At 61.5% G+C, this 13118-nt stretch carries 12 protein-coding genes; 9 read left to right on the forward strand and 3 right to left on the reverse strand.

Translation table 11 applies throughout. The annotated features are described in order from the left end of the window. Nucleotides 1-82: 82 nt before the first annotated feature. The 3 genes from AC1D08_RS25720 to AC1D08_RS25730 form a co-directional block, all read right to left on the reverse strand. Nucleotides 83-1426, reverse strand: a complete 1344-nt coding sequence (locus tag AC1D08_RS25720) for an MmgE/PrpD family protein (RefSeq protein ID WP_477424356.1) — start codon at nucleotides 1424-1426, stop codon at nucleotides 83-85. Between the two features lie 65 nt (nucleotides 1427-1491). After that, a complete protein-coding gene (locus AC1D08_RS25725; protein WP_457154484.1) occupies nucleotides 1492-2241 on the reverse strand; it encodes an SDR family NAD(P)-dependent oxidoreductase in 750 nt (249 codons plus the stop codon). Next, on the reverse strand, nucleotides 2238-2948 hold the full coding sequence (locus tag AC1D08_RS25730; RefSeq protein WP_457154483.1) for an FCD domain-containing protein: 711 nt from the start codon (nucleotides 2946-2948) through the stop codon (nucleotides 2238-2240). Before AC1D08_RS25730 ends, AC1D08_RS25725 begins: the two co-directional genes overlap by 4 nt. 106 nt (nucleotides 2949-3054) lie before the next feature. On the opposite strand from AC1D08_RS25730, the gene AC1D08_RS25735 reads away from it, so the two are divergent. From AC1D08_RS25735 to AC1D08_RS25775, 9 genes are all read left to right on the forward strand, one after another. Then, nucleotides 3055-3639 carry a chromate transporter gene (locus AC1D08_RS25735; RefSeq protein WP_095080501.1) on the forward strand — a complete coding sequence of 195 codons (585 nt, stop codon included), beginning with the start codon at nucleotides 3055-3057 and terminating at the stop codon, nucleotides 3637-3639. Then, on the forward strand, nucleotides 3626-4165 hold the full coding sequence (locus AC1D08_RS25740) for a chromate transporter (RefSeq protein ID WP_095080502.1): 540 nt from the start codon (nucleotides 3626-3628) through the stop codon (nucleotides 4163-4165). Before AC1D08_RS25735 ends, AC1D08_RS25740 begins: the two co-directional genes overlap by 14 nt. A 157-nt stretch (nucleotides 4166-4322) precedes the next feature. Further along, entirely contained in the window at nucleotides 4323-5390 is a 1068-nt protein-coding gene (locus AC1D08_RS25745) for an ABC transporter ATP-binding protein (RefSeq protein ID WP_095080504.1), read from the forward strand. Between the two features lie 11 nt (nucleotides 5391-5401). Next, nucleotides 5402-6448: an ABC transporter substrate-binding protein gene (locus tag AC1D08_RS25750; RefSeq protein ID WP_477225725.1), complete on the forward strand. Its 1047-nt coding sequence runs from the start codon at nucleotides 5402-5404 to the stop codon at nucleotides 6446-6448. Between the two features lie 194 nt (nucleotides 6449-6642). Then, nucleotides 6643-8313 (forward strand): ABC transporter permease, encoded by a 1671-nt coding sequence (locus AC1D08_RS25755; protein WP_477424359.1) that lies wholly within the window; start codon nucleotides 6643-6645, stop codon nucleotides 8311-8313. Between the two features lie 209 nt (nucleotides 8314-8522). Next, on the forward strand, nucleotides 8523-9230 hold the full coding sequence (locus tag AC1D08_RS25760) for an FCD domain-containing protein (protein ID WP_477424361.1): 708 nt from the start codon (nucleotides 8523-8525) through the stop codon (nucleotides 9228-9230). A gap of 234 nt (nucleotides 9231-9464) precedes the next feature. Next, entirely contained in the window at nucleotides 9465-10874 is a 1410-nt protein-coding gene (locus AC1D08_RS25765; protein WP_477424362.1) for an MmgE/PrpD family protein, read from the forward strand. A 49-nt stretch (nucleotides 10875-10923) separates the two neighbouring features. Beyond that, a complete protein-coding gene (locus tag AC1D08_RS25770) occupies nucleotides 10924-12015 on the forward strand; it encodes an isocitrate/isopropylmalate dehydrogenase family protein (RefSeq protein ID WP_457152915.1) in 1092 nt (363 codons plus the stop codon). Beyond that, complete coding sequence (locus AC1D08_RS25775) at nucleotides 12002-13087, forward strand: tartrate dehydrogenase (protein WP_457152916.1); 1086 nt, start codon at nucleotides 12002-12004, stop codon at nucleotides 13085-13087. The genes AC1D08_RS25770 and AC1D08_RS25775 overlap by 14 nt, the downstream gene beginning before the upstream one ends. The last annotated feature ends 31 nt before the right edge of the window (nucleotides 13088-13118 follow it).

A 13118-nucleotide genomic window follows, 5' to 3' on the forward strand; every position in this document is an offset into this window, starting at 1 on the left:
CCAGATCAATTTTCTCAAAGCCCGGGACGACAGGTCGCCTGCATTGGCCAGACTGGCCGCTGACGTCGGCGAAACCCGCCTTTTAGGTAGCCGGGGTTGCGGCCTGCGCGATCGCAGCGGTGTCTTCGAGGCTCTCGATATCCCAGCACAGTTCCCGCAGACGCGCCGTTGCCTTTGCACCCAGAACCGGTTCGGCCAGTCCGCCGAACTTTGCGTTGAGGTCGTCGTCGGTCATCGGCCGCGCCAGGCTGCCGATCGCATGCTCGACATGCCTCTTGAGCACGCGACCGTCCCTGAGCTTGATCGTGACGTGACATTCGTCTTCGGCGACGCTTTGCGACGCCACTGCGCTGACGCGATCGCGCAGCGCAATGACCTGCTTATCGCGCACGTTTGCATCGCTGTATTCTGCCTCGCCGGCGCGGCCTTCGATAATGGCGACCGCTGCCGAATGGTAGACGCTGAATTTGCCTTCGAGGCCAACCTGCGGGGTCTTCTTGCCAGTCAATTCCAACACCAACGGATCGACTTCCAGCGCAATGCTTTCGATCTCGTCGGCCTTCAGGCCGAATTCATTGCGCAATTGCACGCAGCCGTCGATGATCGGGTGGATGACGATGCCGCAAGCGAACGGCTTGTAGGTGTTGAGAGCGATCTCGAAACTCTCGCCCAGGCCTTTGGTGATCTCGTCGAAATTCCGTTCGGTGGACATGACATGGGCGAAACCGCGCGGCGCCTCGAGCACGCGGTTTGACGAGGTGAAGTCGCGTTGCGCCAGCACGGCGGAAAGCAGTCCATTTTGCGCGGCGCGGCCGGGATGGAAGCTTTTGCACATGGTTCCGAACATCTCACGAAAACCGGAAGACTGTGTGCCGGCGATGCCGAGCGCCCAGATCATCTGCTGTTCGTTGAGACCGAGCAGGCGACCTGCCGCGGCGGCGGCTCCGAAAACGCCGGCGGTTCCGGTGATGTGCCAGCCGATGTCGTAGTGCGCGGGATAGACGGCGTTGCCGATGCGGCATTCGACCTCGACGCCGAGGATGAAGGCGTGCAGGAGATCACGGCCGCTCGTTGGTTGCAGTTGCGCCAGGCTGAGGATTGCGGAGGCGACCGGCCCGGCCGGATGGATGATGGTCCTCAGATGTGTGTCGTCGAAATCGAAGACGTGGCTGGCGATGCCGTTGATGAGCGCGGCGTTCAGGGCGTCCAGCCGTTCGCTACGGCCGAGGATCGCAGCCTGATCCTTGCCGGCGAACGGTGACACCGCGGACAAGGCAATGTCAACGCTCGGATGTTGCGAGCCGCCTACCGCGCAGCCGGTCCAGTTGAGGAAGGAGCGCACTGCTTCGCTCCGGACGTTTGCCGGGACGCTGTCCGCGGATGCCGACACGACATAGCGCGCCAGAATGGCTGTAACGTCCATCATTTGATCTCCCTGGATAGCCGTCGGGCACCGCCCGGTGCATCGGCGTGCTTGCTGATTGGCGTGCATCACGCCGTGAAGGCGCCGCCATTGATGTGGACGGTCTGGCCGGTGATGTAGCGAGCCGCCGGTCCGCAGAGATAGCGCACGAGCAGTGCAACTTCCTCGGGTGTTCCACGCCGCCCGACAGGCGGCAGTTTCCCGGCATGATGAGAAGGCTCTTCGCCGGCACGTCGAGTGTCGATCATGCCAGGCGAAACGCAATTGACCGTGATGCCTTCACCGGCAAGGTCATGGGCGAGCGCCCGGGTGAATCCGGCCAGGCCCGCCTTGGCCGCGACGACATGGGCGCGACCGCTGGCGCCGGTATGAGCCGACAGACCCCCGATGTTGATCACCACGCCTTGTCCCGATTTCTTGAGATGCGGGAGCGCTGCATGGGCGGTGAGGAATGCACCATCGAGGATGATCGAAAGCACCTCACGCCATTCGGTGAAACCCAGATCCTCGAACGCGGTTTCGCGTCGCACGGCAGCGCTGTTGACGAGAATGTCTATGCCACCGAACTGCCGGACAGCCGCGCCGATCAGTGCGTCGACGGCATTCGGGTCGACGACGTCGGCCAGGACGGCCGTAGCCCTGCCTCCGGCGGCGGTGATCTCGTTGACGACAGCTTCGGCTTCGGCGCGAGATGTGCGTGCGTTCACGACCACCGCGGCGCCGGCTCGAGCCAGTTCCAGCGCCATCACGCGCCCGATGTTGCGTCCTGCACCGGTCACGATGGCGACGCGCCCCTCAAGTTCCCGCGCGCCGTTCATGCGATGTCCGTGGTTTTTGCGGCACCGCCGATCGAATGTTCCGTGTCGGCTGCCGCTGGCAGGGTCATGCGGCTCTTGCCGCTCAGCACATGCGCAAACGCTGCATCCATGGCTGCCGTGGCGTCGCCCGCTCCCAGCGCTGCCACGATGCGGCGATGCTCGATATTGGATACGGTCAGGCCGCCGCCTTGCAGCAGCGCACGCTCCCGAAACAGGTGCAGCTCCTTGACGAGCTCGGAATAGGCCTTGTGCAGCCGGCTGTTCCCGGCAAAGCGCAGGATGGAATCGTGGAATTCCAGATTGAGCGGATAGTAGTTGTCGAGCGAATTCGCGAGAACCGCTTCTTCCATGCGATCAAGTAAACTCTGGAGTTCCGAAATCTGCTCCGGCGTCACCTTGGTCGCCAGCAACCGCGCCGCCGATGCAAACAGGCCTGCTCGCACGTCGTAGAGTTCGGCGGCCTGTTCCTCGCCAATCCGGCGCATGAACACGCCTCGATTGGGCACGAGTTCGAGCAAGCCTTTTTCGGCGAGCGCGCGGCAGACTTCGCGGATCGGGCCGCGGCTCACCGAGAAGCGGATTGCCAGCGAATTCTCGTTCAATCGCTCACCAGGGGCAAATTCTCCCGACAGGATGAGGGTTTCCAACTCACGTCGAAGGACGCTCGTCAGGGAGTGGTTCTGGAGAAATTCAAGCTCGGCCCTCATGGGGTAGTGATCGACTATTTACTGCAAACTGTCAACAGAATACAGTGCCGCCGACGCAGCGATCGAGCACATCCCTGGTTTGAAAGCAGGAAAAATCGGAGGTTTCATGGATCAAATGGATGTCCCGCTGGCGCCCGACACGTCACCCCCACCAAACCTCCTTGAGCTCTTCCTGGCGTTCACCAAGCTCGGCATCACCAGCATTGGCGGTGGTGTGAACGGCATGATGCACACGGAATTCGTGGTGAATCGGCGCTGGTTCAGCGACAAACAGTTTCTGTCAGGGCTGGCGCTTAGCCAGTCACTTCCTGGTGTCAATGTTGCAAACCTGGCGCTCTGGCTCGGGTTTCAATGTCGCGGTGTCGTCGGCGCCGTGGTGGCGCTGGCGGCGGTGGTGCTGCCCCCTGCGGTCGCGATAGTTTTGATAGGAAATATCGTGCTGAGGCTGAGCGCCGATCCCGCGATCGGCGCTATCCTCGTGGGGCTGGCGGTTGCGGCCGCCGGCTTGTCACTGTCAGTCGGCTACCTTGCCATGCGCTATGCCTGTGTCGACGCGGTTTCAATTGCCCTCTTCACGTGCACGCTGATCGGCGCGACTGTCTTTCATTTCTCGGCTCTCGTCGTTGTGGCGGTGCTTGCACCCATCGGCATCGGCGTCGGCTTTGCAAGAAGCCGCCATGAAAGACGATAATCTGCTTGTCAGCCTGTTTCTGGTGTTCGCGCCTCTGTCCTTGATGGCCATCGGCGGGGGAGCCTCCATTCTGGGCGAACTGCAGCACAGCGTTGTCGACAACCAGCATTGGTTGACCAACAAGACCTTCCTCGACATGTTTGCCATCTCCCGCGTTGCGCCCGGACCGGGAACCCTGATCGTCACGCTGATGGGTTGGCATCTTGCCGGATGGGCGGGCGCGATCGTTGCGACGATTGCGATTTTTGCGCCGTCGTCGCTGCTGGTGATCGTGATCGCGCATTTCTGGCACAGCCGTCCCAATGCAGCATGGCAAGGGGCTTTGATTTATGGCCTGGCCCCGCTCGCCGCCGGGCTGGTGCTGTCAAGCGTGTTCACTCTCTTGAGCAACGCGAAAGGGGGATGGATTGCCTGGTGCGTGGCAATTGTGGTCGCCGTTGCCGCGCGAACAATTCGTTTGGGTCCACTGACGCTGATGGCCGCAGGATCGTTGGTCTTTTGCGGCCTCTTGTGGGCCGCCGGATAGCGCGCCGCAAAGCCATTTCGATTCAACGCAGATGGCAGCGCTTTGCAATTCATGCAGATAGTCGTCAGTTAATTGTTGACAATTGACAAAATTAGACCGACCTTTAGCAGCAGGCACAAGCGCATCGCGTTTGTGAGGAAATGTTTCGGGAGGACCGATGGCCTTTGTGGAACTCGATAAGCTGACCAAGCGCTACGGCAAGCTGACGGTGGTCAACGCGGTCGATCTCGCTATCGAGAAGGGAAAACTGGTGTGCCTGCTCGGACCTTCGGGCTGCGGCAAGACCACGACCTTGCGCCTGGTTGCCGGCTTCGTTCAGCCGTCGGACGGTCAGATCCGTGTCGGCGGCCGTGTTGTGTCGTCGCCCCACGCCAGCGAGCCGCCGGAAGCGCGCAACATGTCGATGATCTTCCAGAGTTATGCGCTCTGGCCGCATATGACCGTGTTCGAGAACATCGCCTACGGCTTGCGGCTTCGTCGCATGGGCAAGGCCGATATTCAGGCAAAGACAGGCCGCATCCTCCAGGCGACCAAGCTCGAAAGTCTGGCCGAGCGCTATCCGGGCGAGTTGTCGGGCGGTCAGCAGCAGCGTGTTTCCCTGGCGAGAGCCCTTGTCATCGAGCCGGAGACGCTGCTGCTCGACGAGCCGCTTTCCAATCTCGATGCCAATCTTCGCGAGGAGATGCGGTTTGAGATCCGCCGCCTCCACGACGAGTTCCGCTACACGACCGTCTATGTCACGCACGATCAGACGGAGGCCATGACCGCTGCCGATGTCATTGTGGTGATGAACCAGGGCAATGTCGAGCAGGCCGGCTCGCCCGAAGACATTTACGAGCGGCCGCGTTCGGAGTTCGTTGCACAGTTCATCGGCGGCACCAACATCTTCAAGGGCAAGCGGGTCGGAACGGACACCGTCGATTGCGGCAACGGTCTGCTGCTGCGCTGTGGCAGCGGCGACTATGCCGCCAACGGCCAGACCGCCGTATCCGTGCGGCATCACGATCTGCATCTCACCAACGAGAAACCGAAGGGCGATCCGAGCAACTGGGCCACCGGAAAGGTCGTGCGCCAAGTCTATCTCGGGTCGCATCGCGATTATCTTGTCAATCTATCAGGTGGCGAAACCGTGCGGGCGATCGCGCCTGTCGATGTCGCGGTCCCGGAAAACCAGCAAATTTGGCTTCATTGCCCACCTGATCGTTGCCGGGCGCTCGCACACTAGGGAGAGAGAGAATGTCCAATAAGAAAGTCGCAGCAGGCGCGCTTTTAGCAGCCTTGGCATGGGGTCAATTGGCCTGGGCCGGTCCGCCCGAACCCTACAAAGTTACGGACGACCTGGTTGCCGCGGCAACCAAGGAAGCATCGGTCGTCTACTACACCTCAACCGATGTCCAGGTCGCCGAGAAACTGGGCGCCGCATTCGAGGCGCACTATCCAGGCATCAAGGTCCAGGTGGAAAGGGCCGGTTCGGAGCGCGTCTTTCAGCGCATAGGACAGGAATATTCGAGCGGCATCCACAACGCCGACATCATCGAAACCTCCGACGCATCCCATTTCCTGACGTTCAAGGAGCAGAACTGGCTGACGCCGGCCGTTCCGGAGGATGTCGCCAAGATGTGGCCGGAAAAGGATCGTGATCCCGATGGCTTCTACGCGGCTTTCCGCGCCACGCTGACGGTAATCGCCTACAGGACAGACCTGGTCAAGGAAGGTGACGCGCCGAAGACCTGGACCGACCTGCTCGATCCCAAATACAAAGGCAAGCTGGTGAAGTCGCATCCCGGCTACAGCGGCAACGTGATGACCGCCACCTACGCACTCAGCCAGCTTCTCGGATGGGACTATTTCGAGAAATTGGGCAAGCAGGGTGTCATGCAGGTTCAGTCCTCGACGGAGCCGCCGAAGGTCCTCGCCCAGGGCGAACGCCCGATCCAGGCCGACGGCAACGAATACAACGTCTTCATCCTCCAGGACAAAGGCGTGCCGATCAAGGCGGTCTATCCGGCGGAGGGAACCTCGATCGCCTACGGCAACGCCGCAATCCTGGCTTATGCTCCCCATCCGAACGCGGCCAAGCTGTTCTATTCCTTCATGTTCTCTCAGGAAGCGCAGCAGTTGAATGACGATTTCGGCGGTTTGCGTTCGGTTCGCCCGGACGTGAAGGAGAAATCCAACCGCACGCCGCTCTCCCAGATCAAGCTTCTCGACTCCGATCCGTCGAACGTTCGGGATGCCGTTGAAGAGATCAAGCAGAAGTACGAAGAGTATTTCGGCACGTAAGCAAAGGCTCGGCACCGGCCACGGATCGGTGCCAGAATGAGGATCTTGCGATGTCGTCACCGGCGACATCGCCACATCCCTGGGCAGATCGGCGGTTGATCCGCCGACGTCGGATCAAACTCAGAGGTGACCAGGTGACCATCGCTGCATTGTCCCCCGATACCGCCAACAGGCGACACCTCGGCAGATTCGATTTGTCGACGCCGCTCTTCGTGCTGCTCGCAGTGGTTCTGTGTGTGCTGGTCCTGCTGCCTTTGTTCTGGCTGGGATACTACGCCCTCACCAACAAGGCCGGTTCACCGACCCTGGCGAACCTGGCCCGTCTCTTTACCGATGCCACAATTCGCCGGGCCTTCCTCATATCGCTGGGCATGGCTGGTTGCGTCGGCGTGTTCTCTTGCCTGGTGGCCACACCACTCGCCTGGCTCGTCGCGCGCACCGACATGCCGGGGCAGCGCCTGGTCCGCAGCCTGGTGACGGCATCCTTCGTGACGCCGCCATTCCTGGGTGCCATTGCCTGGGCGATGCTGGCCGCGCCCAACAGCGGCATCCTCAACAACATCTACCGCTGGGCATTTGGCCTCGATCAATCGCAGGCGCTGTTCAACATCTACACCTTCACGGGACTGGTGTTCGCGGTCACCTGCTACTCGTTCCCATTCGTCTTCACGCTTGTTGCCAACGCCTTCGACAAGGTGCCATCGGATCTCGAGGAAGCGTCGGCGATCCTCGGCGGCAAGCCAGGCACCACATTGCGGCGGGTGACCCTGCCGATGGTGCTGCCGGCGATGCTCGCCGGGTCTCTGGTCGCCATCGTCCAGGCCTTCACCATGTTCGGTTCGCCGGCTATCCTGGCGCTGCCGGCCGGGTTCCACGTTCTCACCACCAAGATCTGGAGCTTCTTCCAGTTTCCTCCACGGCTTGATCTCGCGGCAGCAAGCGCGGTGCCTTTGCTTGTGGTCACAATGCTCTTGCTGTGGGGGCAGAGATGGCTGCTTGGGCGCCGTGGCTATACCGTGCTCGGCGGCAAGAGCGGCACCCCCCGGCGTGTAAAGCTGGGCAACTGGAAATGGCTGGCGGGCGCATACGTCCTTTTCATCCTGTGCGTGACGATCCTGTTCCCCTACCTGGCCTTGCTCAAGGTGGCGCTGACCCACAACATTTCCGAACCGCTCAGCTGGAGTTCCTTGACGCTCCATAACTTCAATTTCGTGCTGTTCGAATTCTCCAGCACGCGGCTCGCCATCTGGAACACCCTGATCCTCGGTCTGGCTACAGCAACGATCGCGACCGGCATAGCCCTTGTCGTGTCCTATCTGGTTGCGCGCCGCGCGGTGCCGGGCGCCTCGCTGCTCGGCATGCTGGCGACCGCGCCGATTGCGATTCCGGGCATTGTGCTGGGCGTTGGTCTTTTCCTGGCCTACGCCAATCCGACTTTCGGCCTCTACGGCACGCTGTGGATCCTGCTGATTGCATTCCTGACGATTGAGCTTCCGGCTGGTTACCAGCAACTGTCATCGGCCTTCCATGGCGTGCATCCGGAACTAGAGGAAGCCAGTCGGATTCTCGGCGCCACCCGCCTGAAGACCCTTTGGCAGATCACCGCGCCATTGTTGCGCACCAGCCTGATTGCGGCCTGGTGTTTCGTTTTCATCGGCACCATCCGGGAATTGTCGGCGACGGTCCTGCTGACGACGGCGCAGACCAAGCTGGTCTCGGTCATCATCTACGACCTCAACGAAAGCGGCGACTACGGCGCGATTTCGGTGCTTGGTATTCTGCTGCTGGTGGTTTCGTTCACTGTCGTCTTCATAGCCAACAAGGTTCCGGTTCTCGGCGGCGCGGCGCCCAGGAGTGGCAGTTGATAGGATACAGCTTGGTTCCACAGCAATTATCGGCGTTTCGCTTGACAAGAGGAAGTATCGTCTCAGTCATGGGCCCGATTGGACGCGTCGGCATCAATTCGATGAGGGAGACCAAACCATGGATGATGCGCAGGCAACGCGTTGGCGCCCATCAGGGCCGGACCAGGCAAGCGGCATATCCCGTGACGCATTGAACGGAATTCAGGCCCATGGCTAACGAAACCGAGAACATGCAGGGATTTTCGCCAATCGACTTTTTGCGCACGCGCTCGCTTGCCAATGTCGTGCAGCACGAAATCGAGCGAATGATTGTCGAGGGGGAATTCACACCCAACGAGAGGATCAACGAAAACGCCCTGGCCCAGCAACTCAAGGTCAGCCGTGGACCGATCCGCGAGGCGTGCAGCGCGCTGGCCGCTCTTGGGCTGATCCAGGTGATTCCCAATCGCGGGTTTTTCGTGCGAGAACTCAGCGAAGACGAAGCCCGTGATGTCTCGGAGGCCCGTGCCTACATCTTCGCCTGCATGACCATGAGCGTTGCCGAGAGGATCACCGACCCCGAGGTCGCCAGGCTGCGCGCGCTCGTCGACCGCATGGACGCGCTGGCCAAGACCGGTGAGGTGAGCCAGTACTACCCGGTCAATCTGGAATTCCATTCCGAACTGGCCAGGATGTGTGGCAACGCACGCCTAGCGCAGATCTATCTCGGCCTCGCTCGAGAGCTTCATATCCAGCGCTATCGAGCATTGGCGAGTGGCGACGTGCTCGACATATCCAACCGCGAGCATCGGGCAATAGTTGAGGCTGTTGCCGCCCGCGACTCGCAACGGGCTTTCACGGCCGGGCGGGAGCATATCGTCAATGGCACCTCGCGCACGCGCAGGGCCAGCGTCGCTTTGCGCCACGGCTCCGACTGACGCTCACCCATTCCTGTAGTCGAGGTCCGAGGACAGATACCGCGGCAGCATTTGCGTGCCTGCGGTAGCGGCTGTCCGACGAACTGAAAACTTGGTTGCCCTGTCGGCAAAAAATTGTTGACAGTTTACCAAAACTGCCTTCCTACTCCTCTGCATCAGGCGGCCATGACATGGAGTCGAGCTTGAACTCGATGCCTGGTTGGCCCGCTACAATTTCGATAGAGAGGACTATCAATGCACGACACCGCACCTGCAGGTCTCACGAATTATGTGGCGGAATTCGTCGCGTCGGCCACTCCGGAAGATCTGCCGGACGACGTCGTGGCCCTTGGCAAGAAGTCGATACTGGACGGCATTGGGCTGGCTCTTTCAGGCTCGGTCGCGCAAAGCGGCGACCTCGTCCGCCGCCATCTCGATGAGCTTGGACTGATGCCGGGCGCCGCGACCATAATCGGAGCGGGCCGCAAGGTTGCACCGCGCTTTGCGGCATTCGCGAATGGTGTCGGCATCCATGCCGATGACTATGACGACACCCAGCTGGCCGTCGCCACGGATCGCGTCTACGGCTTGCTGACCCATCCCACGGCGCCGGCATTGCCCGCGGCTCTGGCCATTGGCGAACAGGTGGGCGCCTCGGGCAAGCAGGTCATGCTGGCGTATCATCTCGGCGTCGAGGTCGAGTGCAAGATCGCCGAAGCCATCGCGCCCCGCCACTATCAGACGGGATTTCACGCGACGGCCACCTGCGGAACGTTTGCCGCGGCCGCGGCTGCGGCCTGGCTTTTGCGTTTCGACGCGAAAACCACGGCTCGCGCGCTTTCGATCGCAGGCAGCCAGTCGGCTGGTTTGCGTGAGAATTTCGGCACGATGACCAAGCCGTTCCATGCCGGGCGTGCATCGGAAAGCGGTGTCGCCGCCGCACAGTTCGCCGCCCATGGATGGACTGCCACCGACAAGATACTGGAGGCCCCGCGCGGGTTCTTCCAGGCGGCCGGCGGCGGTTACGATGAGAACGCAATTCGCGGACGCCTCGGCGCTCCCTGGACGTTCGCCAACCCAGGCATCTCGATCAAGCCGCATCCCTCGGGGTCGTTGACCCATCCCGGCATGACTGAGATGGCGCGCCTCATCCGTGAGAATGACATCAAGGCCGGGGATGTGAAGCATGTGCGCATCGGCACCAATTCCAACATGCCGAACGCCCTGATCCATCACCATCCGCATGATGAGTTGCAGGCCAAGTTCTCCATGGAATTCTGCATGGCCATCCTGCTGCTCGACGGCAAGGCCGGGCTTGGCGAATTTACGGATGCGGCAACCCAACGCGACGACGTCAAGGCCATGATCGACAAGGTGGATTTCGTTATCGACGAAAAGGCCGAGAAGGCAGGCTATCACAAGATGACAACGATCATCGACGTCACGCTCAATGATGGCCGCGTCATCCATGGCGAGGCCGATTTCGGCAAAGGCAGCCCCGCCAATCCCATGAGTTATGAAGAGGTCGCCGACAAGTTCCGGGACAACGCGGCTCATGCCCGCCTTGCCCGTTCGGCAGCCGACGAGGTCGTCGCGCTGGTGCGTGACCTCGAAGAACAGCCCTCGCTCGAACGCTTGATGGCCCTGGTCGCCAAGGCCGGCTGACGGTCTTGATGGCGCTGCGCTGCAGCCGGCATTCAGAAAGGTTGGTTCGATGGCCCATCTCACGATCGGCATTCTCAATGGCGATGATATCGGACACGAAATCGTGCCCGCTGCCGTGCGCATCGCCCGGGCCGCCGCGGCGCGAACGGGTCTCGACATCGACTGGCGACCGATGCCGATTGGCCGCACGGCACTCGACACACACGGCTCGACGATGCCCGACGGCACGCTCGAGACGCTTTCGACACTCGATGGTTTCATACTCGGTCCGATCGGACATCGCGCCTATCCAAAGGTGATTGGCGCGATCAACCCGCATCCCATCTTGCGCAAGCACTTCGGCCTTTTCGCCAACGTCCGTCCGACGCGCTCGTTTCCCGGACTTGGCGCGCTGTTCGACGATGTCGATCTCGTCATCGTTCGGGAAAACAATGAGGGCTTCCAGCCGGATCGCAATGTGGTTGCCGGTTCGGGAGAATTTCGTCCAACGCACGATACGACCATTTCGGTCCGCGTCATCACCCGTGCCGGCAGCTATCGCGTGGCCAAGGCCGCACTCGAACTTGCCAGAACCCGGCGCAGGAAGCTGACGATCGTTCACAAGGACACCGTGTTCAAGCTCGGCTGCGGCATGTTCGTGGAGGAGTGCTACCGGGCCGCCGAGCAGTTCCCTGACGTCGCTGTCGACGAGGTGATCGTAGACACCTTCGCCATGCGGTTGCTTCGCGATCCCCAGACATTCGATGTCGTCGTCACCACAAACATGTTCGGCGACATACTGAGCGACGAGGCAGCAGGCCTCGTCGGCGGGCTCGGCATGGCGCCCGGCCTGTGTATCGGCGAAGGCAACATAGCCATGGCGCAGGCGGCGCACGGGTCTGCTCCCGATATTGCCGGAAAGGGCATCGTCAATCCCTATGCGATGGTCGAATCCACCCGCATGCTGCTGGAGTGGCTCGGCCACAACCGCGGCATTGCCGAGGCGCTCGCCGCGGCGTCCATGATGGGGCAAGCCACCATCGCCGCGCTCTCGCGGCCCGAAACGCGCACGGGCGACATACGTGGGATCACCAACACCGAAGGAATGACCAGCGCCATCGTCGCTGCCATCGAGAAGGAATCTGAAAATGTCCTTGCATAAGATCGCTGTCATCGGCGGCGATGGTATCGGCCCGGAGGTGGTTGAGGCCGGCGTCAAGGTGCTGGAAACGCTGGCAGACGTCGAGCCAGGCCTTGCCTTCGATTTCAAGCGCTTTGACTGGGGCTCGGACTATTATCGCCGCAACGGCCGCATGATGCCGCAAGATGGTCTGGCTCAGATCGAGGGCTTCGATGCCATCTATTTCGGTTCGGTCGGTGATCCGAACCTTCCCGACGATATCACGCTCTGGGGTCTGCGCCTGGCCATCTGCCAGGGGTTCGACCAATACGCCAATGTGCGGCCGACGCGTCTGCTGCCCGGCCTGACCGGTCCGCTGCGGCCAGAGCTCGGCAAGCAGATAGACTGGGTGATCGTCCGCGAGAACAGCGAGGGCGAATATGCCGGCGTCGGCGGTCGCGCCCATCGCGGCCTGCCGATCGAGGTCGGCATGGATGTCGCCGTCTTTACCCGCACCGGTATTGAACGGATCGCCCGCTTTGCCTGCGATCTTGCCATGTCGCGCCCCCGCAAGCTGCTGACCGTGGTGACAAAGTCGAATGCACAGCGCCATGGCATGGTGCTCTGGGACGAAGTCGTGCGCGAAGTGGTGCGCGACCACCCTGGTCTGACTGTCGACTGGATGCTGGTCGACGCGATGACCCAGCGCATGGTCAACAAGCCTGGCAGCATCGACACGGTTCTGGCGACCAACCTCCACGCGGATATCCTTTCCGACCTGGCTGCAGCACTTGGGGGGTCGCTTGGCATCGGCTCGACATCGAACATCGATCCGTCGCGCAATCGTCCGTCGATGTTCGAACCCATCCATGGTTCGGCCTTCGACATTACCGGCAAGGGCGTCGCCAATCCGCTTGGATCGTTCTGGACGGCGAGCTTGATGCTGGACCATCTGGGTGAGCAGGCTGCATCGCGACGTCTCATGGTTGCGATCGAAATCGTTACCGGTCGAGGAGAATTTCTTAGCCCGGATCTCGGTGGCGCAGCCAACACCGCCGAAGTAACGGCCGCTGTGATTGCCGCGCTTTCGGGCGTGAACAGTCCAGGATCCTGAGGCTTGCCCGCACAGAAGTTATGGGCGCGGG

The organism is Mesorhizobium sp. P2_E6, assembly GCF_056403835.1.

Coding starts and splice junctions, on each gene's coding strand:
- AC1D08_RS25720 (WP_477424356.1), bottom strand. CDS start 1,426: ATGATGGACGTTACAGCCATTCTGGCGCGCTATGTCGTGTCGGCATCC.
- AC1D08_RS25725 (WP_457154484.1), bottom strand. CDS start 2,241: ATGAACGGCGCGCGGGAACTTGAGGGGCGCGTCGCCATCGTGACCGGT.
- AC1D08_RS25730 (WP_457154483.1), bottom strand. CDS start 2,948: ATGAGGGCCGAGCTTGAATTTCTCCAGAACCACTCCCTGACGAGCGTC.
- AC1D08_RS25735 (WP_095080501.1), top strand. CDS start 3,055: ATGGATCAAATGGATGTCCCGCTGGCGCCCGACACGTCACCCCCACCA.
- AC1D08_RS25740 (WP_095080502.1), top strand. CDS start 3,626: ATGAAAGACGATAATCTGCTTGTCAGCCTGTTTCTGGTGTTCGCGCCT.
- AC1D08_RS25745 (WP_095080504.1), top strand. CDS start 4,323: ATGGCCTTTGTGGAACTCGATAAGCTGACCAAGCGCTACGGCAAGCTG.
- AC1D08_RS25750 (WP_477225725.1), top strand. CDS start 5,402: ATGTCCAATAAGAAAGTCGCAGCAGGCGCGCTTTTAGCAGCCTTGGCA.
- AC1D08_RS25760 (WP_477424361.1), top strand. CDS start 8,523: ATGGCTAACGAAACCGAGAACATGCAGGGATTTTCGCCAATCGACTTT.
- AC1D08_RS25765 (WP_477424362.1), top strand. CDS start 9,465: ATGCACGACACCGCACCTGCAGGTCTCACGAATTATGTGGCGGAATTC.
- AC1D08_RS25770 (WP_457152915.1), top strand. CDS start 10,924: ATGGCCCATCTCACGATCGGCATTCTCAATGGCGATGATATCGGACAC.
- AC1D08_RS25775 (WP_457152916.1), top strand. CDS start 12,002: ATGTCCTTGCATAAGATCGCTGTCATCGGCGGCGATGGTATCGGCCCG.